19 protein-coding genes are annotated in these 17945 nt (G+C 43.1%); 7 read left to right on the top strand and 12 right to left on the bottom strand.

Features of this window, described 5'->3' with window-relative positions:
• Positions 1-12 precede the first annotated feature (12 nt).
• The 4 genes from AAW12_RS04910 to AAW12_RS26180 are packed head-to-tail and all read left to right on the top strand — an operon-like array spanning position 13 to position 1528.
• On the top strand, positions 13-609 hold the full coding sequence (locus AAW12_RS04910; RefSeq protein WP_046672489.1) for a DUF6266 family protein: 597 nt from the start codon (positions 13-15) through the stop codon (positions 607-609).
• A 14-nt stretch (positions 610-623) separates the two neighbouring features.
• Positions 624-1067, top strand: a complete 444-nt coding sequence (locus AAW12_RS04905; RefSeq protein ID WP_046672488.1) for a DUF5675 family protein — start codon at positions 624-626, stop codon at positions 1065-1067.
• 46 nt (positions 1068-1113) lie between these two features.
• Positions 1114-1371 carry a hypothetical protein gene (locus AAW12_RS04900; RefSeq protein WP_046672487.1) on the top strand — a complete coding sequence of 86 codons (258 nt, stop codon included), beginning with the start codon at positions 1114-1116 and terminating at the stop codon, positions 1369-1371.
• Positions 1322-1528, top strand: coding sequence for a hypothetical protein (locus AAW12_RS26180; protein ID WP_156167541.1), 207 nt, complete (start codon positions 1322-1324; stop codon positions 1526-1528). Before AAW12_RS04900 ends, AAW12_RS26180 begins: the two co-directional genes overlap by 50 nt.
• Positions 1529-2102: 574 nt before the next feature.
• Here AAW12_RS26180 and AAW12_RS04895 read toward each other — a convergent pair.
• From AAW12_RS04895 to AAW12_RS04860, 8 genes are all read right to left on the bottom strand, one after another.
• Positions 2103-2606 (bottom strand): DUF2938 domain-containing protein, encoded by a 504-nt coding sequence (locus AAW12_RS04895; RefSeq protein ID WP_046672486.1) that lies wholly within the window; start codon positions 2604-2606, stop codon positions 2103-2105.
• Between the two features lie 9 nt (positions 2607-2615).
• Positions 2616-3626, bottom strand: a complete 1011-nt coding sequence (locus AAW12_RS04890; RefSeq protein ID WP_046672485.1) for an NAD(P)/FAD-dependent oxidoreductase — start codon at positions 3624-3626, stop codon at positions 2616-2618.
• Between the two features lie 9 nt (positions 3627-3635).
• On the bottom strand, positions 3636-4673 hold the full coding sequence (gene trxB, locus AAW12_RS04885; RefSeq protein ID WP_084823077.1) for a thioredoxin-disulfide reductase: 1038 nt from the start codon (positions 4671-4673) through the stop codon (positions 3636-3638).
• Positions 4674-4707: 34 nt separating this feature from the next.
• Positions 4708-5001 carry a thioredoxin family protein gene (locus AAW12_RS04880; RefSeq protein WP_046672484.1) on the bottom strand — a complete coding sequence of 98 codons (294 nt, stop codon included), beginning with the start codon at positions 4999-5001 and terminating at the stop codon, positions 4708-4710.
• 28 nt (positions 5002-5029) lie between these two features.
• On the bottom strand, positions 5030-5332 hold the full coding sequence (locus tag AAW12_RS04875; protein ID WP_046672483.1) for a thioredoxin family protein: 303 nt from the start codon (positions 5330-5332) through the stop codon (positions 5030-5032).
• A 268-nt stretch (positions 5333-5600) separates the two neighbouring features.
• Positions 5601-6554 carry a helix-turn-helix domain-containing protein gene (locus AAW12_RS04870; RefSeq protein WP_046672482.1) on the bottom strand — a complete coding sequence of 318 codons (954 nt, stop codon included), beginning with the start codon at positions 6552-6554 and terminating at the stop codon, positions 5601-5603.
• A gap of 63 nt (positions 6555-6617) precedes the next feature.
• On the bottom strand, positions 6618-6818 hold the full coding sequence (locus AAW12_RS04865; RefSeq protein ID WP_046672481.1) for an aminotransferase class V-fold PLP-dependent enzyme: 201 nt from the start codon (positions 6816-6818) through the stop codon (positions 6618-6620).
• 764 nt (positions 6819-7582) lie between these two features.
• Positions 7583-8518: a 1-phosphofructokinase family hexose kinase gene (locus AAW12_RS04860; protein WP_046672480.1), complete on the bottom strand. Its 936-nt coding sequence runs from the start codon at positions 8516-8518 to the stop codon at positions 7583-7585.
• Positions 8519-9100: 582 nt separating this feature from the next.
• On the opposite strand from AAW12_RS04860, the gene AAW12_RS04855 reads away from it, so the two are divergent.
• On the top strand, positions 9101-10081 hold the full coding sequence (locus AAW12_RS04855; protein ID WP_046672479.1) for an Rpn family recombination-promoting nuclease/putative transposase: 981 nt from the start codon (positions 9101-9103) through the stop codon (positions 10079-10081).
• A gap of 131 nt (positions 10082-10212) precedes the next feature.
• Here the strand turns inward: AAW12_RS04855 and AAW12_RS04850 are convergent, their stop codons facing one another.
• The 3 genes from AAW12_RS04850 to AAW12_RS04840 all read right to left on the bottom strand — a co-directional run bounded on the left by AAW12_RS04850 (position 10213) and on the right by AAW12_RS04840 (position 13497).
• Positions 10213-11625 carry a DHA2 family efflux MFS transporter permease subunit gene (locus tag AAW12_RS04850; protein WP_046672478.1) on the bottom strand — a complete coding sequence of 471 codons (1413 nt, stop codon included), beginning with the start codon at positions 11623-11625 and terminating at the stop codon, positions 10213-10215.
• Positions 11626-11717: 92 nt separating this feature from the next.
• The gene (locus AAW12_RS04845; RefSeq protein ID WP_046672477.1) at positions 11718-12629 is read right to left on the bottom strand and encodes a helix-turn-helix domain-containing protein; all 912 of its coding nucleotides are present in this window, start codon (positions 12627-12629) and stop codon (positions 11718-11720) included.
• A gap of 64 nt (positions 12630-12693) precedes the next feature.
• Positions 12694-13497, bottom strand: a complete 804-nt coding sequence (locus AAW12_RS04840) for an SDR family oxidoreductase (RefSeq protein ID WP_046672550.1) — start codon at positions 13495-13497, stop codon at positions 12694-12696.
• A 424-nt stretch (positions 13498-13921) separates the two neighbouring features.
• On the opposite strand from AAW12_RS04840, the gene AAW12_RS04835 reads away from it, so the two are divergent.
• Positions 13922-14497 (top strand): Crp/Fnr family transcriptional regulator, encoded by a 576-nt coding sequence (locus AAW12_RS04835; protein WP_046672476.1) that lies wholly within the window; start codon positions 13922-13924, stop codon positions 14495-14497.
• A 63-nt stretch (positions 14498-14560) separates the two neighbouring features.
• The gene (locus tag AAW12_RS04830; RefSeq protein ID WP_046672475.1) at positions 14561-15568 is read left to right on the top strand and encodes an NAD-dependent epimerase/dehydratase family protein; all 1008 of its coding nucleotides are present in this window, start codon (positions 14561-14563) and stop codon (positions 15566-15568) included.
• 159 nt (positions 15569-15727) lie between these two features.
• Here the strand turns inward: AAW12_RS04830 and AAW12_RS04825 are convergent, their stop codons facing one another.
• The gene (locus tag AAW12_RS04825) at positions 15728-17860 is read right to left on the bottom strand and encodes an ATP-binding protein (protein WP_046672474.1); all 2133 of its coding nucleotides are present in this window, start codon (positions 17858-17860) and stop codon (positions 15728-15730) included.
• Positions 17861-17945 lie beyond the last annotated feature (85 nt).

The following is a 17945-nucleotide window of genomic DNA, read 5'->3' as shown; positions in this document are numbered from 1 at the left end:
AACGGGAGGAGCATGTGGCTCCTCCCGATTTTTAAAACACAAAACGATACGATTATGCTGGTGATTTCTGAGTTTAAAAAGCAGGTTAAAGATCCGACACGTAGGCAGGCGGCACAGGAGCGCTTTCGACTGGCACGCCGGTTTTTAAATCCACTGTATCCGCTTATCCTTAAAGGTTTTGCCCATAGCAAGTGCACGGTGCAGGCGGCTTTTGGCCGGGCCATGTCGCATACGCTGACCAATGTGATACAGGGTGAATATCCGGATTTTCAGATAGCGCCCGCCCTGGCAAAAATCAGCAATGGTATGCTGTCTCCACTCGCGGTGAATACCTGCATACGTATGTCCAATACAATTCGGCTGAGCTGGGATGCAACCGAATCCAACATCAAAGATTATAGCCAATGGGACGACCAGGTCATGCTCTGTGCTTATGATATTATTGGCGAGCAGGCGGCCATCAACGAACAGCAGGTGCTGCGGAAGGATCTCCAGATGACGATCGAGCTGCCATCCATGCTGCATGATAGGCCGGTGCACCTGTACCTGCTCCTACATGATCGTGATGAAAACCTGTACTCCAGAAGTCAATACCTCGGTCTTTTCTAATTTAAATTTTGCGTATGAAATCAACGATAAAAGTACTTCGCACAAAACAGGGCAAGCATAGCACGCTGTCCGAGATTTACGTGAACAATCAATTGATCTGCTACGGTCTGGAGAATATTCCGCGTCCCGTGAAGATAAGGGGAGAGACCGCCATACCAGCCGGGCACTACACCCTGGGATTTAACCGCGAGGGGGCGATGAATGGCCGTTACTACGACGATTACCCCAAAATGCACCGCGGTATGCTTGAAATACGTGATATTCATAATTTTAGCTATGTCTACTTCCACAAGGGGAGTAGCTATAAAGAGACTGCTGGCTGTGTGCTGGTGGGCAATCAGTGTGTACTGGAAGATGGCGACTACCGCCTGCTAGCCTCGGGCGTCGCGTACAAAAAGTTCTATCAACTTGTGGCCGAACTGATGCTGCACGGGCTTGTCGAAGTGCAGGTCGAATGAGCGTCGCCCGATACAGGGCAAGTGAACATTGTTAAATAGAATAAGCATGAAAAAGATCTTCAATAAAATAGGACAGGTGCTGCAGCTGCTGTTGGCTTCACCTGTTAAGCTGCCGGGTAAGGTGGGGAATGCATTAAAATACCTGGCCTTGGGGCTCGGTATCGTGGAAACGGTATTGGATGAAGCTGAGCAGCGGCCGGAGGTAGATGATAAGGATCCCTCGGACGGCACGCGGGAGCATAGGTCCGTAAAAAATGAGACCGAAAATACCGAAGAAAGGAGCGCGATGGATGAAAGTGAATGATATGCGCGTCTCGGCCATCGGCGGTACCATCTGTTCCATCTGGGCCAGCATCTCGCTGGGCGATGTATTGCAGACCGCCCTGACGGCTGCCTTGGGTACCCTGGTCAGTTTCGCGACAAGTAGGCTACTAGCCAAACTGGGTAAACGGAAAAGATGAGTAGAACAAAAAGGTGCACAGGATTGTGCGCCTTTTTGTAAGGCAACATCTTCATTTGTAAGGTAAAATCCTCAATTTTTACCTTCTTTTAATTTCCGAAAACAGCCTATCGACATCTTTCCGCACCTCAATTCACCGACAATTTCACTATACAGAAAGTGTTAGTAGTTGATATTTAGTCTTTTATTTTTCAATAAATACGAATAAGTGTCGATTTTGTAATATTTTTTAGGTTTGTTAAGTCGTACTAAATTTTTAATGAATTTCGTTGTGTAATATAGAGAAACCTTAAAATGTAGCATTTGTCAAATCGAATTATCTTGAACTAATTCCTAAAAGTAACATGAAGTTTCGTGGGGTAGAAATGGTTGAATACGAAAGCTTTTGCTGGATTTTAATCCGCTGCTAAATTCAAATTTGACTTAAAGTATACTGGACAGTATACTAAAAAAGGGTTTAATGGTATTATTAAGCAAAGAGAGTATCCCCGGAGGATACTCAAAATTGTATTTGCAAAGCATAGGGAAAGAAAAGTAGGGCTCTGTCCAACTTCAGCTTGCTCTTTTGTATCATCCTAATATAGGTTTACCGTTTTAAATAAAAGAGCGGCTAAATACAAACCGATTCCGTAAACAGCGTGTGCCTGTAAACTAAGTAATCTTGAGACTGTGGGATTAGGTGTTTTGGATGCAGCAATACCGAAGCCAAATGCGGGTTGCATCATAAACCAAGGTGCTGCTGTTGTGGCTAAGCCAATAAGGATACAAGGTAAAAAAGTAGGATTTCGTGCCCAATCTAACCCACAAATCAGTAAGAGTAAAAACGCAAAAGAAATGCCGATGAAATAATGAGCAGTCCAACCAATGACTTTTTCGCCATTGATTTTTTTGGCCTGTAAAATATTGTTGTGAGCAAATTTCCCATTTTTGAAATTTCCAATCCAACGTCCTACAATGGCAAAATCCAAAGATTGAATATTGAAAACTTTTTTGAGGAAAACCGTAAACAAATCCATCACGATCGTAGCTCCTACGCCGATGAATATGGAATAAATAATGTAATGAATGATCATGTTCATTGGAAATTGTTATTTTAAAAAGTTAAATTTTTCTATTGACAATGCTGCACTGATCGCTGCACCGGCAATGGAACCTGTTGATACGGCTATGGCAATGGAACGAAATGCGGAATTGTCGCCACAAGCATACACACCTGAAATGTTGGTTTGCTGGCTATTATCCAATACCAATAATCCCTGCTCATTGGTGTCACAGCCCAAGGTCATCGGAATTTTGCAATTTTGCTCAAAACCAGGTCGAGCATACAATGCAACCAATGGAAATGCAGTTTGATTGGCTAAATGCAAACATTTTAAATTTCCGTTTTGGTGTTCCAATGCTGTAATCTTTTCTTCCACCACTTTTACATTATTGCGTTTTAATAATTCATTTTGTTCTGCAGAAAAGTCTGATTTTCCATTGGTAAAAACGGTTAATTTTTGGGTTAGGTTGGAAATCAACTGTGCGTAATGAAATGCTAAATTTCCGTTGCCTAAAATGCCTGTTTCTTCGCCCCTCAATTCATAACCGTGGCAATAAGGGCAATGTAAAACCGAAATGCCCCAACATTCCGAATAACCTTTGATACCAGGTATTAAATCCTTTAGTCCTGTAGCAAATAAAATCTTTTTTGCAGTAATTTCTTTTCCTTTTTTCGTTTTTAAAACAAAAATATCATTAGACTTTTTAGCTTCCAAAGCTGTGTCCTGATGATAAAAGACGGTTTCGTATTTCAAGATTTGTTTTCTACCTTTTTCAGAAATACTGCTGGGTACTTCGCCATCTTGCGTGATGAAATTATGAGAACGGGGGGCAAATCTGTTACAAGGTTCTCCATTATCAATGATAAGCACTTTTCGCAAAGAACGACCCAATGCCAGTGCAGCAGAAAGACCAGAATAACTCCCACCAACAATGATAACATCAAAAAACTCCTTGTCGTCTTTTTCGTTCCACCTAGCAAATAACATCAAACTATCCGGTATAAAGGAAGCTGACGCAATTAAGCCGCTTTTGGTAATAAATTTTCTCCTGTCCATAAATATTGATCAATTAATTTCAGAAATAATTAATGAGTCTTCAATACAACGCATTCCGTTTTTTGTTATGATTGTGGATATTTGCAAAGGCGAATCCACACAAGTAATTCCATTTTTCTGAATACGTGAAGATAGAAAACGCTCTGCATCTATCGCTGCCATACAACCGGAACCAGCTGCTGTAACCGCTTGCCGGTATTCATTGTCCTGCACATCGCCACAGGCAAACACACCGGAAATATTGGTTTTGGAACTAGCAGAAATAGTTTTGATATATCCCGTTTCATCCAACAAAATATCTTGTGCAAACAATTGAGTATTGGGCGTATGGCCAATGGCAATAAAAACTCCGCTTACATTTAATTGGGCTTCTTTCTTGGAGATATTGTTATAAATTTTGGCAGCATTCACACCAGATTCATCGCCCAAAATATCTTTGAGTTCGGTATTGAATAAGACTTCTATATTCGAAATATTTTGAACTCTTTTCTGCATAATCAGCGAAGCACGAAAAGTATTTTTCCTTACCAGAAGATAAACCTTCTCCACGATATTGGCGAGAAAAACCGCTTCCTCCATTGCCGTGTCGCCACCACCGACCACAACAACTTCTTTGCCTCGATAAAAAAATCCGTCGCAAGTAGCACAGGCCGAGACACCACGACCATTGTATTTGGTTTCGCTAGGTAAACCCAACCATTTGGCTGAAGCTCCTGTGGCAATGATTAAAGTCTCGGCTAAAAACTCTTTTTTACTTTCCGTAATGGCTCTAAAAGGACGGTCAGAAAAATCGATATCTGTAATTACTTCGTTCACAATTTCAGTACCGAATCGTTCAGCCTGCCGACGTAGATCGTCCATCATGGCAGGACCTTGAACACCATCAGAGTAACCTGGAAAATTATCAACATCAGTCGTCTCTGTAAGCTGTCCGCCTACTTGAACACCTGTAAATAGTAAAGGGTTTAAGCCGGAGCGTGAAGCATATATAGCTGCTGTATATCCTGCGGGGCCCGAACCGATAATCAAGCATTTTGTAGTATTCATAGTTGAAAAATTTAATTGTATATTTTGTTGGGGGCTATTTCAAACGTTCTATTTGTTTTAGCAAATCTTTTTCTGAAATCAGTCCTGAATTACGCCAAAATATATTTCCGTTTTTATCTAAAAGGATTAACGTTGGAACCCCTCTAACATGAAAGTCAACCGTCAACTCTCCTTCCTGGTCGACATCCACACGTTTTACATCGGCTATTTCTTTAATTTTCTCTTCTACTTGATTAACGATTGGAGCAAGTAACTTACATGGTCCACACCACTCTGCGGTGAACTGAAGTAACAGTGGTTTTTGAATATCTTTAAATTGATTTGACATAATTTTACTGTAGTTTAATATTAATAAATTATTTATCGAGCGACTTTAAAATGTCCAGAAAAGCATGTTCAGAGAGCATGCCTGTTTTTCTCCATATTTCTTCATTATTTTTTAATACTACAAAAGTTGGGATTGAACGAATTTGATATTTACCAGAAAGTTCGGAGTTCTCGTCAACATCAATTTGTTTTACGGTTAACCAATTGATTGACTTTTGCTTTATCAACTCTACAATTGGCATCATCATTTTACAAGGCTGACACCATTCGGCGTAGAATTGTAAGAGTTCTAAATTGTTAACTTGCGCTGTATCTTGCATTTCGTTTTTCATTGTTTAAAAATTTCCAATGATACAAAGGTAGGATGGACTTAAACTACAATCCTTAGACTTATCCTTGAGAAAATTGTACAAATCAAAGATTTGATAGATTCATGGAATTCAGAGTTAGATCCAGTCCTTATTTAGAAGGAATAGCTCAATTCAAGAAAATAGCGGTTGATGGGTAAAGAGATATTGTTCTGGTTCCAAAATAATCATTTTCAGTGTGATTAAACAATTTTGGTTTGGCTATTCCCGTTACAGATAAAATTGGTAAAGTTTAATGTTTATGATTTTTACGAAACATCAAAGGAGTTAATCCTGTTTGTTTTTTAAAGAAACGATTCAAATAAGAATCGTCTGTAAAATTAAGTTCCGATGCAATCATCGAAACGGTATCGCTCGTTTGCAATAGTCTTGATTTGGCTTCTTGCAATAACTGTTTTTGGATAAAATGGCTTGCGGTATGACCCGTAACTTCTTTTACCAAATCATTTAAATAATTCGGATGGACAAACAACATGTTGGCATAATCATTCACTTGTTTTTTCTCTATAAAATGCTGTGTTACCAAAAGCTGAAACTCTGAAACAATTAGGTCTTTACGAGACAATGAATAATTTTCCTGTATAGTTTGTCTGTTGTAAATCCGTTCTGCTTCGAGCAAAATTACATTGAGAAACATCCTGGTCAGTAAATCATCATTGAAGGTTGTTTTCATACATTTTTCACTGTTGAGTTTCCAGAACAAATGCTCTATCATTTCCATTTCTCTTTTGGATAGTTGTATGTATGGCTTTTTATCAATTTGGAAAAAAGGGAACTGATTGAGCTTAATCTGATGCTTGATGCAAAGCAAAAAATAATCTGCATCGAACATACAGTAAATGCCTTTCACGTCATCGCTCCAACATTCAATGGCGTGCAATTGACTTTCGCTCACGAAGTACATCGTTTGCGGTTTGAAATTGAACTTTTGGTGTCCGATGGTTTCTATAATTTCGCCTTCCGCCAATAAAATCATTGAATAAAATCTACGCCGAGTTTGCTGTCCTTTGGTATTTTTCTGTTGTTTTTTTAAATCTTCCAATCGGGCAATTTCCAAAAAGCCGCTGCCGTGTTCATACGCAATATTGCCGCACTCTTCACAAAAACTCGCTGGCGCTTCTTTCAGATAAAAATCTTTGAAATCCTGTTGGTTACTTAATAATTTTATGTTGGATTTTTTTATCATTCAAATTTCATTTTCATTAATTTTTCCAATTCATTTATATATTCAGATGTGCATGTATCTTAATTAGTTACGCCCTATTTTTGCTGTAAAATGCTGGCTTGCCCCGCCTGCTAGAAAAAGTACTGCATAATCTTCCGTTACGGAAAGAAGTTCACGGAGCAGCTGTTCGGTTTCCCTAAGGATTTCAGCAAAAGCTGCAGACCTATGAGATGTTTCGAGTAAAGAAAGCCCGGTTCCATTATAGTTTTTGATTGCATCAGCCAACTTGTCCTAGACAAATTGAGGCAAGACTGCGGGACCGCCGCTAAAATTATGAATTTTCATTTCCAATGATGTATTTATTTAAGCAAAATTCGTGAATAGAAATAAATCAATACAGTTACAGTTTTTAATATTTAAATGGTTACAGTTAAATTTACACTATGAAAAAGATTTTCTTTACAATGAAATATCGGGAAATATTGCCGACAAAATAAGGCCGGCGTGCTGAAAGCAGGGGTACGACTGCCTTCTGTTAAAATGCTGCAAACACGGTTTAAGTAGCAATACAGCCAAACGGATTTTTCTTGAACTGGAAATACAATCACTTGTACAGTCTAAACCACAATCAGGCTATTTTGTTAGTCTTTTAAATTATTTAAAACTTCCATTACCCGAAGCAAGTCAGCTTGTCCCCATTGCAAATAACAGAGAGCCTGATGAATTGATGAACAGTATTTACTGCACAATGGGAAGTAGAGATTTGACACTATTTTCAATCGGTGTGCACTCTGGTAATCTTTTGCAGTTAGCAAAGCTGAGGAAATTGTGCTTGCGACTTGGGAACTTAATGTGAGAGGAACGGAATATAAACCCTTACAGGTTAATTTTTTTGGGACGGCTGCCTTGGGCACGCTGGTCAGTTTCGCGACAAGTAGGCTATTGGCCAGATTGGGTAAACGGAAAAGATGAGTGGAACAAAAAGGTGCACAGGATTGTGCGCCTTTTTGTAAGGTAACATCTTCATTTGTAAGGCAAAATCCTCAATTTTATCTTTTTTTTATTTCCGAAAACAACCGGTCGACATCTTTCTTGGCGAATAGCCCGGTTCCTTCTGCCATCGTGGTCGCCGAGCCGCAGGCGATTCCCATCTGAAGGACATGCTCCAGATCGCCTTGCTGAGCTAAAACAGACACCATTCCAGCGACCATACTGTCACCTGCTCCGACGGTACTGCGCACCTTCACCACTGGGGAAGGTAGCTGGATTTTTTCTGTTTTTGAATATAATATAGCGCCCTGGGCACCTAGCGAGACCACGATTAGCGTTGCTTTCCCCTCCGAAATTAGCTGTTGGGCGGCTATATCCAGATCGGAATGCCCCAGTTCTTCTTTTCCCACAAGAGCCGCGAGCTCGCCCGCGTTCGGTTTGATTAAAAAGACACCTTCATCCAGTGCAAGGCGAAGTGCATCGCCAGATGTATCAATTAGTATTTTACTGCCCTTCGTTTTGTACGTGTTAATCAGTGACCGTATAAATTCGGGCGGTACTCCAGCTGGCATACTACCGCTGATAACGACAAAATCCGGGATATCCGTGAGTTCATCAATTGAAGTCCTAATCCCTTCCAGCTCGTTGGATTCAACTTGTTCGCCTGGAAACCCGAATCGATATTGCTGATTCGTTGCGCTGTCAACCACGATAAAGTTTTCGCGGGTCTCGCCATTCACCCGAATAGGATCTATAGCAATATCTTCCAGCTTCAATAAGCTTTCGAGCAGACTGCCGGTCTTTCCCCCGGATGTAAACAGAGCAGTCGAAGCCAAACCAAGTCTTTTCAGGGCACGAGATACGTTAATTCCGCCGCCACCGGGTTCATATACAGGTTTTTCGCAGCGTAATTTCTTTTCAGGAACGATATGTTGTACGCTGGTACTCTTGTCTACGGATGGGTTCAGGGTTATTGTTAAAATAGATTTTGCCATTTGCCTATGTTATAAAGCTGTTCAGAGATAAAATAGTTCATTGTCGAAATGCACTAGTCAGTAATTTAAATAAAGCTAATAATTATTATTGACAGTGTACAGCGCAAAATCCCTACCTGCCTTCGGTTTCGTCAACATTGCTTACCCCGTTATTTGAATCATTCCTGTTAGTAGACGAGGTCTTTGCTCAGACAATGTTCTTCCCAGGGTAGTGTTATAGGACGGCTATGCGCGTTTTCCACTTCTCAAGGTATCGCTTAGATCGGGGATCTTTTTGAGATTGCACTGCAAGGCGGTAAAAAATGCTTTTGCGGACTTGTCCGTTTGCTTCATGATCTGCCGCAGGTGACTCACCACACAACTCAATCGCGTTCCTGATAACCTTATGGTACCAGTTGTTTTTAGCCGGACGCCCAATGGGGATGTACTCAGTGGCAGCCTAAATGTAACGGAAGTTATCAATACAGCCTTTGCATAGTCGTTGACGGTAGCTCTTCGGGAATCTGTATTTTTTTACTAAAAATATTAGTTTTATTAAGTTCTTTTTTCGAAATTTACAGTCAACAACCAATTATTATATTTATGAACGAGCCCGTTTATATAGATCTAGTTTCAGATTATGCATTTAAGCGCATTTTTGGATCTGAACCTAATAAGGATTTACTGATTTCCCTATTGAATGAGTTATTCCGTGGACGGAAAAGTATTGTCGATTTATTGTACGAAAAGAATGAATATGTAGGGGATAGTGAGGAGATCGGGACCGTGATCTTTGACCTGATCTGTACAGCTGATAATGGAGAGAAGTTTGTGATTGAAGTACAGCGTACTGCACAGATAAATTTGAAAAAGCGTATGCTTTACTACGGCAGTAAGCTTATTGCGGATCAGGCTCCCAAAGGAAAACGGCGAGCGTGGAATTATGCGATAACCGAAGTGTATATCGTTGTACTTATGGATGGATTTACTTTTTCACAGGCGGATGAATCCAGCGCTGTTATTCACGATATTTGCTTGTGTAACAGGAAGACAGGTCGCGTTTTTTATGAAGAGTTAGGGTTTATTTACGTTCAATTGCGTAACTTTACAAAAGTAGAGGCGGAATTAGAAACTGATCTTGATCGTTGGCTTTATGTTTTACGTAATATGTCCAAGCTGAACAAGATACCGGGCTATCTGAAAAAGCCTATATTTGAAAAATTATTTAAAATAGCGGAATACGCAAAGTTGAATAAGGAGGAACGAGCAATGTATGATGTAAGTCTAAAACGTAAATGGGATGCTGAAGCAGTGCGCCAATATCAGGAGCAACAGCTTAACGAGGCTATTCAGAAAGGCATTAAACAAGGCATTAAACAAGGCATTAAACAAGGCATTGAACAAGGCATTGAACAAGGTGTCGAACAAGGATTGGAACGGGGCGCTGAGGCAAAAAGCTATGAGGTAGTGGAAAATTTGATTACCGAACTTAAGCTTGCTGATGATGTTATCGTGCGTGTTGCGAAGGTTTCGCTTGCTTTTGTACAGAAAGTACGGGAAGATCTAACCAGAGACATAAAGTAATTATTCCCAATTATACAAACATAACAAACAGCTGTTCATATTTTTGAGCAGCTGTTTTTGCACTAACTAAAGCTGTATCTGCTGGAGCTTTCCGGCAAACAGTTTGCCTACAGCCCGAAAAATCTAAAGGACTAAGCGGCCTTCTGCACTTCTTTTGGTGAAGGCAAACCTCTTAGATTGGCACCGTCACTTGGCTTAATTTTGAAATACTCGATTAAGGATAGCAGGGATAAGCCAGCAATTAACTGCAAGGCCAAGCTAAAATCCCGCATCTGATAAACGGTATCCTGATAATAGCTGCTTGCCAGGTGAAGTGTTACCGCTCCCAGGGCGATACCCATACCCAGTGCCATTTGCTGTGCCGTATTATACAGCGTATTCGCATTGCTGAGCTGTCCATTGGGTACGTCTGCGTAGGCCAAGGTATTCAGACTGGTAAACTGGAGCGACCGTGTAAGCCCCGAGAAAAAGAATACGATGGCCACAAGCCAGATCGGCGTTTGCAGGGAAAGCAGGGAAAGTCCGGCCGTAAAAATTGTTAAAATAATACCGTTCCCAATCAAAACCTTACGGAAGTCAAACCGCCGTGTGATCCAAATAGCTACCGGTTTCATGCTCATACTGCCCAGCATGTTGGCCATATAGAGGAGGCCTGCATGAAATGGACTCAATCCAAAACCCAGCTGTAGCATAAGGGGCAAGATAAAAGGAGCAACATTGATCACCATACGGGTAATCGAGCCGGAATAGACTGTAACCCGGAAAGTCTTTATTTTGAGGATACGATAATCGATCAAGGGGTACTGGATACGTTTGGAGTGCCATACTGCGACAGCCATCAGGGCAAAGCTTGCCAGGATAGTAGCAAGCGGTTTGGTATAATCTCCGTTGGCTGCGCCGATCATTTCGGTGCCCAGCATGATGCCGGCAAGGCCAATTCCGCTGATTAAAAAACCGATGATATCAAGTGGACGGCTATTTTCAGATTCCATTGCCGGGATAAATGTATGCACGGCCCACAGCGCAAATACGCCGAAGGGTATGTTGATAAAGAAGATCCAGTGCCAGCTAAAATAGGTCGTAAAAAATCCGCCCAGTACGGGACCAACAATAGGGCCTAATAATCCGGCCCAGGCAATATAACCGATCGCATCGACCAGATCTTTCTTTGCGGTATGCTTCAGTACGATGAGACGACCAACCGGTACCATAAGTGCCCCGGCTGTACCCTGACAGATGCGCGCTATAACGAAAGATGTCAAGTTGGTACTCAGTCCACAAGCGATCGACGAAAGTATAAATCCTATAATTGCGGTATTGAACACTTTTTTTGCGCCGTAGCGGTCGGCGATCCACCCGCTGATCGGTATAAACACGGCCAGCATGACGGTGTATGAAGTAATGCCCGCACTGAGGTGTACCACATTACTCTCAAAATCATGTGCCATTTTGGGTAAGGCTGTGGATATCGCTGTGGTGTCGAGCATCTCCATAAACAGTGTGCCACCAACAATGAGCGATATGATGCGTGATTCTTTCTTCATTTTGCTCTTCTTCAATCCCGAACGGGATAAATCTGCGACAAAAGTAAAGCTATATTAAAAAAGAAAAGTCATTTAAAGGCAATTAAACGGGATCAATTAAACGATTGCCTGAATGCTAGCGGTGAAACATTGGTTTTTTTCTTAAACAGTTTGTTGAACGATTGTGGATGTTCAAAACCGAGTTTGTAGGCAATCTCTGCCACGGAAAGGCTTGTCGCCGTGAGCTTTTCCTTGGCTTCCTCAATTAACTTGTCGTGGATGTGCTGTTGTGTGTTTTTACCGGTAACGGAACGGAGTAAATCGCTTAGATAACGAGCCGATACATGAAGGCTTTCTGCCAAATACTCTACCGTTGGAAGTCCTTGTTTTAAGGTTTCCTCGCTGTCGAAATAATCATCGAGTAATTTTTCCAATTGAGTTAGCAACGCATGGTTAACGGCTTTCCGGGTAATGAATTGACGCTCATAGAACCGGTTGCTGTATTGCAAGAGCATGTCAATTTGTGACAGAATAATTCCTTGGGTATGTTTGTCGATATGCTGATATTCCTGTTCGATTTTAAGAAAAATTTCTATAATGTCTTTTTCTTCGCGTTCGGAGAGATGTAATGCTTCGTTTAGCGCATACGAAAAGAAATTGTAGTTTTTTATTTTGGTGGCCAGGGGGTGGGTATACAAAAAATCGGGGTGAAATAGCAGCATGTAACCTTTTCCGCATTCGGCATTCATCTTTCTGATTTCAGCAATCGTTAACGATTGGATCTGCTTGGGCGCGATGAAATTCATCGTTCCTTTGTCGAAATCATAATAGTGTTGGCCGTACTTTAATGTTGCAGTAACGTCTTTTTTAAGCGAAATACTGTAGAAATTCACACAGAACTGCTCCCAGATGTCGCTTTCAGCAGGTTTTATTCCAGCGACATCAATTACACTGACGAGCGGATGTAAAGGGGCCGGCAAGGACAATTGCCGGTGAAATTCGGATATGGAATTGATCGTATGCATCCTGTTTTTGTTTTACAAATTTACAAAAAACAACTGCCTTAGCGGCAGTTGCTTAATTAAAAAATCAGGCGCCAAATTGTTTTGCGATTTCTTGCCTGAACGCTTCCTTTCCGATTTGTAGTCGTCTTTCATAGAGTGCATGTGCGTCGTCGCCTGCCAGATAGCGTACTTGATCTTTATTGTCCGTTGCAGCTTCATACACCACTTGGGCAATCTGCTCTGCCGTGGATGCATTTTGCATCATCAGACCCATTTGTTCGAACAGTTTGTCTTCAATGTCCTGATAATCGGAAGTTCGGTTCATATCCAAAGAGCGACCTGCAAAATCTGTCGCTATTCCGCCCGGAGCAACTGTTTTGATAGCTATTCCAAATTGTTTCAATTCAAAGGACATGCTTTCGCTCCAGCCCTCCAAAGCGAATTTTGTCGCATGATACATGGAATGTAGCGGGAATCCCATAAAGCCGCCAATGGATGTGGTCGAAATAAATAAACCACCTTTCTTCGCTCTAAAATAAGGGATAAATGCTTGTGTAACGCGCAATACGCCCAATAGATTGGTGTTGATTTGACGAAGTATTTTTTCGTCGCTCAAGGTTTCAAAGGCACCCATTAATCCATAACCTGCATTATTGAAAACGACATCAATGTTGCTTAAAGAGATCGCTTTATCTACAGTATCTTTGATTTGGGCAGGATCGGTAACATCTAGTTTTAATAGCGTTATGTTTTCGATCTCGGTAAGTTCGGTTTCATTTTCGGGATTTCGCATGGTTGCGATCACATTCCAACCTGCCTGTTGAAAGAGTTTGGCCGTCGCTTTTCCCAATCCGGAAGAAGCTCCTGTAATGAAAATTGTCTTTTGCATTGTTTTATTGTTTGATTCCATATAACAAATGTCTAAAGAAAGCATAGGGTACCTGTTGCCAAATTGAGCTTGATTGTAGCCAAAATGACGAAAGCGAGGTGTGTAGACAAATCATCGACTTTGGTACGATTATTTGGTGATATTCGTTATAAAAATGATGCGATGTTACGCTGATTTTTACGTGATGAGTGTACTTTTTAGCGTATCCGTTTTGGCGAGGCTACTGGCAAATTGGGTCAGCTGAAACGGTGGATAGGATGAGCCGTTTATATAAAGTAAAATTTATTTACTAATTTTATTAGTATTCAGGTCGTTTTTAGTATATTTGTTAGGTGAATGTGGGATTCCCAGCGATGCAACACTTAGACAAGAATATGCCTAATGAACGTATGAGAAAGCTTGGGGGCCAATTAAAACAGATATAATGCACACAAAGTTTATTCAGCTGATCAAACAACACAGTCCGTTATCGGAATCCGAGATTGAACTGTGTAAATCTTATATGGAGCCCGTGCGCTATGCCAAACATCAGCTCATTGAAGAGGAGGGAAAGGTACCGGCTTACCTGTATTTTGTGGTGTCGGGTTTTGTTCGCCTGTTCCATTATAATGATAAGGGCGACGAGCTGACGACACATATCAACTGCCCACCGGGATTTATCTGCTCTTACCAGCATTTCAACCACCAGACCTGCACGGAAGAAAACCTGGAAAGTATCACCGACAGTGAACTGCTGCGCATCAGCAAGGCAAACCTCGATCTGCTGACAAGGCAATTGCCTGCATTTAAGGATTTTAGTATGTATGTGTTTCAGCAGTCCTTGACCTATAATGAGAAGAGAGCAAAAGAGCTTGCCACGCTTACGGCCGAAAAACGTTACCTCAAACTCATGGCCGAGCAGCCGGAATTGCTGTACAACGTGCCCATGCAATATATCGCTTCTTTCCTTGGTATGAACCCCAAAAGTTTGAGCCGCATCCGCAAACAGATCATTAGGTAACATTTGTGAACTGATTTTGAATGGCCAAAGCAGAACTTTGTGCTATCATTTAAAATCAAACACATGACAACAAAAAAATTGGTATTGGTGTCGGGTGCAAATGGGCACCTGGGAAATAACCTGGTCAGACTACTGTTAGCAAAGGGTTTTCGGGTACGTGCTTCGGTCCGGAATCTTGGCAACTGCGCCGCGCTGAAAGGTTTGCCCTGCGATCTCGTGGCGGCAGATATCACCGATAAGGCTTCTTTCGTCAAGGCGCTGCAGGGCGTGGATACGTTCTATGCCGTGGGCGCAGCTTTTAAGCTATGGGCCCGCGATCCACAAAAGGAAATCTACGACGTCAATATGCAGGGTACCCGCAATACCATCGAAGCTGCGGCGGAGGCAGGTGTCAAAAAAATCATCTATGTAAGCTCCATTGCTGCACTGGATTATACGCATACGCCCACAAAGGAGAGCAATGGCTACAACCCCGACCGGAGGGATGCTTATTACAATTCCAAAAACGATGGCGAAAAGCTGGCGTTTAAACTGGCCGCCGAACTGGGCATCGAGCTGGTGTCGGTCATGCCCGGTGCCATGATCGGAAGCGAAGCCGCTCTGCCCCTCAACGTTTCCTACGATGTGCTGCGCCTTATTCTGACCAAGCAGATTCCCGTAGATACCGGTATAGCCCTCAACTGGGTGGACGTCAAAGATGTCGCCGAAGGCTGTTATCTCGCCGCCCTGCACGGAAAAGCAGGCGAACGTTATATTTTAGCCAATGAAAAGTGCATGACGATAACCGATACGACCAAATTGGCACAAAAGTTATATCCCGAATTACGGCTCAAGATTCCGGCAGCTGTTCCCAAAATGTTACTCTATGGAGTAGCAGGGCTTATGGAGCTCGCGGGGCGGCTGAAAGGTACGGCGCCAACGATTACCCGCAAAGATATTGCGATGTTTTCGGGGCTGCAGCAGGATTTTGATATCAGCAAAGCACGCACGGAACTGGGCTTTAATCCCAAAAGCAGCAAAGAGGCGGTACGTGAGGCATTGGCCTACCTAATGGAACATCGCCTGCTTTGAAGCCGGCCGAGGCCAAGGACGCTTGATGTACTGGCTTATCAGGCGGAACATCGAATGGTTTAAAGCGGACTTAGCCCTTGTTTTAAGCCGAATTAAACGTATATCCGATGTGATATCGAATTGCTTAAATCTGGATAAAACCTTGACTCGGGCCTTTGTTTAAAGGCTTCCATCAGGATGCGATTCGGCAAGCGGTATGGTAAACCAGAAATTGCTGCCTTGGCCGGGACTGCTGTCCACACCGATCTCACCGCCATGACGCTTGACAATTTCTGCCGAGATATACAGCCCCAGTCCAAGTCCCGAGTACTTTTTGCCATCGGGATAGACCCTGTAATAGCGCTCGAAGATCTGCTGCTGTAGCTCAGCTGGAATGCCTTCGCCATAATCCCTTACATGGATCTTGACAGATCGGGGGAGCTGCTCGATACGCACGTCAATGGTATGCGAAGCCGGTGCATATTTGATGGCATTGTTGATCAGGTTCGAAACCACCTGTTCGATGCGCTGTTCGTCGGCATGGAGTGTGGCCTCGAGGTCGCCATCCAGGTTGAGCTGATGCTTGCCGATCATATTGATGTCGCGAAAGCAGGATCGGATCATCTTGGCTGCCGCAAAGGTTGTGGTATTCAATTCGAGCTGCCCCAGGCTGATGCGGTGCATATTCAATAGGTCATCTACCAGTGCGGTTATTTTTTTGATACTGGCGCCCGACATGTCAATCAGTTTGCCAATGGTAGCATCGGCCGATTTGTCTTTCAGCATCTCCAGCATCTGTATCGTTCCCCGAAGGCTGGTAATGGGGGTTTTGAGCTCGTGGCTGGCGATACTCAGAAAGTCCTCTTTCTGCGCCTCGTAATTTTTGCGGGTGGTTACATCCACCGTTACCCCGATCAGGTCGATTGGGGTGCCTTCGGCATCATAGTGCGTCAGTCCCGAGGAATTAATCCAATGGAGCGAACCATCAGGCCAGCGGGTCATATATTCGGCTTGGTAGGTGATCTTTTTGGCAATGGCTTCCTCCACTTTTTGCTGCACCATCGTCCGGTGCTCGGGGATAATGGCCTGAATGAAGTCTTCAAATTCAAAGGTTTCGTTTGGCGGCAGGCCAAAATGGCTTTTACAGGTTGCCGAAGCCTGGTTTTTCCAGTTTTGGATATCCAGATGATAGGTGCCCAGTTCGCCGGCCTTAAGCGCCATTTCCAGCTCCTGGTTGAGCCCTTCCAGATGTTTTTTCTGCCGGATACGCTCGGTCACCTCGTTGGCGATCACAATAATGGATTCTGTTTTTCCGTCTTCGCCTTTGACCGGTTCGTAAACAAAATCAAAATAATGAGTGCTTAATTGCCCATCCTCCTCGAATTCCACAGGAGCGGTGTCTCCGATATAGGTCTGGCCGCTGGTGAACACATGGTCGAGCAGATCAAAATAAGGCTGGCCTTCGAGCTCGGGCAGCGCTTTAGCGATGGGATAGCCTAAAATGGCCTCCGTTTTTCCCCAGATGTTGAGCACCTTATCATTGGCTACCTCGATCGTCATTTCGCGGCCCGTCAGAATAGCAAAGGCAATGGGCGCTTTGGTGATAAAGGATTTCAGCCGTTGCTCGTTTTTCTTGAGGTTTTTGTTGAGGAGCAGGGTCACATCATACGATTTGTATAGCATGCTGTTGGTCTGGGTAAGCTGCGCATTGGCGGCTTCCAGCTCGCTATTGAGATCGAGCAGCCGCTGCTGCATATTGGCCAGATGGGTATTGACGGCGGCAACCTCTTCGATCTTCGCTAGCGCTGATTGGCGCAAAGCGACCTGATCCATAGCTGTTTGGGCAAAGGAGGCGAGCTTGTCGCGTTCGGCTTGGCCAAACTCCCGGGGCTGATAATCGGCAATGCTGAATGTGCCGATCAGAAAGCCATCGGCTGTCATAAGCGGAGCACCTGCATAGAATCGAATGGCATGACTGTCGATCCAGCTGCGATCGCCGGTCCAGGCTTTTTCGCGTAATAGATCTTCAATCACCATCACCTGTTGATGTTCAATCGTACTGGAAAATAAACTGTTAGCGCGGTTGAGAGGCTCTGCCTGGCCGATGCCTATGCTGGATTTGACAAAGATACGATCTGCACCGACAAAGGTGAGGAGCAGTGCTGGCACCTGAAAAACCTGGGCAGCTAGCTGTAGCAGACCATCAAAAATGCGTTCGGAAGGGCTATCGATAATGTCGTAGCGTGCTAATGCCGCCAGCCTATCCATTTCCCTACGGTTTACAGCAGCTTCGTTGAATACGTTTTCTATCATATGGCCCGATCAATCTTTTTCTGTAAAGATAACCCAATCTAGGCGAAATTGCTATTGCCATGCAATAATTTTTCCTTATAAAATA

Source organism: Sphingobacterium sp. Ag1, from assembly GCF_000988325.1.
GTDB lineage: Bacteria > Bacteroidota > Bacteroidia > Sphingobacteriales > Sphingobacteriaceae > Sphingobacterium.
This window is presented reverse-complemented; position numbering and strand designations above follow the sequence as displayed.

Bases quoted from the DNA above. Each gene is read 5' to 3' on its own strand.
- AAW12_RS04835 (WP_046672476.1), top strand. From the start codon at position 13,922: ATGCACACAAAGTTTATTCAGCTGATCAAACAACACAGTCCGTTATCG.
- AAW12_RS04830 (WP_046672475.1), top strand. From the start codon at position 14,561: ATGACAACAAAAAAATTGGTATTGGTGTCGGGTGCAAATGGGCACCTG.
- AAW12_RS04875 (WP_046672483.1), bottom strand. From the start codon at position 5,332: ATGAAAAACGAAATGCAAGATACAGCGCAAGTTAACAATTTAGAACTC.
- AAW12_RS04870 (WP_046672482.1), bottom strand. From the start codon at position 6,554: ATGATAAAAAAATCCAACATAAAATTATTAAGTAACCAACAGGATTTC.
- AAW12_RS04895 (WP_046672486.1), bottom strand. From the start codon at position 2,606: ATGAACATGATCATTCATTACATTATTTATTCCATATTCATCGGCGTA.
- AAW12_RS04880 (WP_046672484.1), bottom strand. From the start codon at position 5,001: ATGTCAAATCAATTTAAAGATATTCAAAAACCACTGTTACTTCAGTTC.
- AAW12_RS04890 (WP_046672485.1), bottom strand. From the start codon at position 3,626: ATGGACAGGAGAAAATTTATTACCAAAAGCGGCTTAATTGCGTCAGCT.
- AAW12_RS04850 (WP_046672478.1), bottom strand. From the start codon at position 11,625: ATGAAGAAAGAATCACGCATCATATCGCTCATTGTTGGTGGCACACTG.
- AAW12_RS04840 (WP_046672550.1), bottom strand. From the start codon at position 13,497: ATGCAAAAGACAATTTTCATTACAGGAGCTTCTTCCGGATTGGGAAAA.
- AAW12_RS04845 (WP_046672477.1), bottom strand. From the start codon at position 12,629: ATGCATACGATCAATTCCATATCCGAATTTCACCGGCAATTGTCCTTG.
- trxB (WP_084823077.1), bottom strand. From the start codon at position 4,673: ATGAATACTACAAAATGCTTGATTATCGGTTCGGGCCCCGCAGGATAT.
- AAW12_RS04905 (WP_046672488.1), top strand. From the start codon at position 624: ATGAAATCAACGATAAAAGTACTTCGCACAAAACAGGGCAAGCATAGC.
- AAW12_RS04855 (WP_046672479.1), top strand. From the start codon at position 9,101: ATGAACGAGCCCGTTTATATAGATCTAGTTTCAGATTATGCATTTAAG.
- AAW12_RS04910 (WP_046672489.1), top strand. From the start codon at position 13: ATGTGGCTCCTCCCGATTTTTAAAACACAAAACGATACGATTATGCTG.
- AAW12_RS04900 (WP_046672487.1), top strand. From the start codon at position 1,114: ATGAAAAAGATCTTCAATAAAATAGGACAGGTGCTGCAGCTGCTGTTG.
- AAW12_RS04825 (WP_046672474.1), bottom strand. From the start codon at position 17,860: ATGATAGAAAACGTATTCAACGAAGCTGCTGTAAACCGTAGGGAAATG.
- AAW12_RS26180 (WP_156167541.1), top strand. From the start codon at position 1,322: ATGAGACCGAAAATACCGAAGAAAGGAGCGCGATGGATGAAAGTGAAT.
- AAW12_RS04860 (WP_046672480.1), bottom strand. From the start codon at position 8,518: ATGGCAAAATCTATTTTAACAATAACCCTGAACCCATCCGTAGACAAG.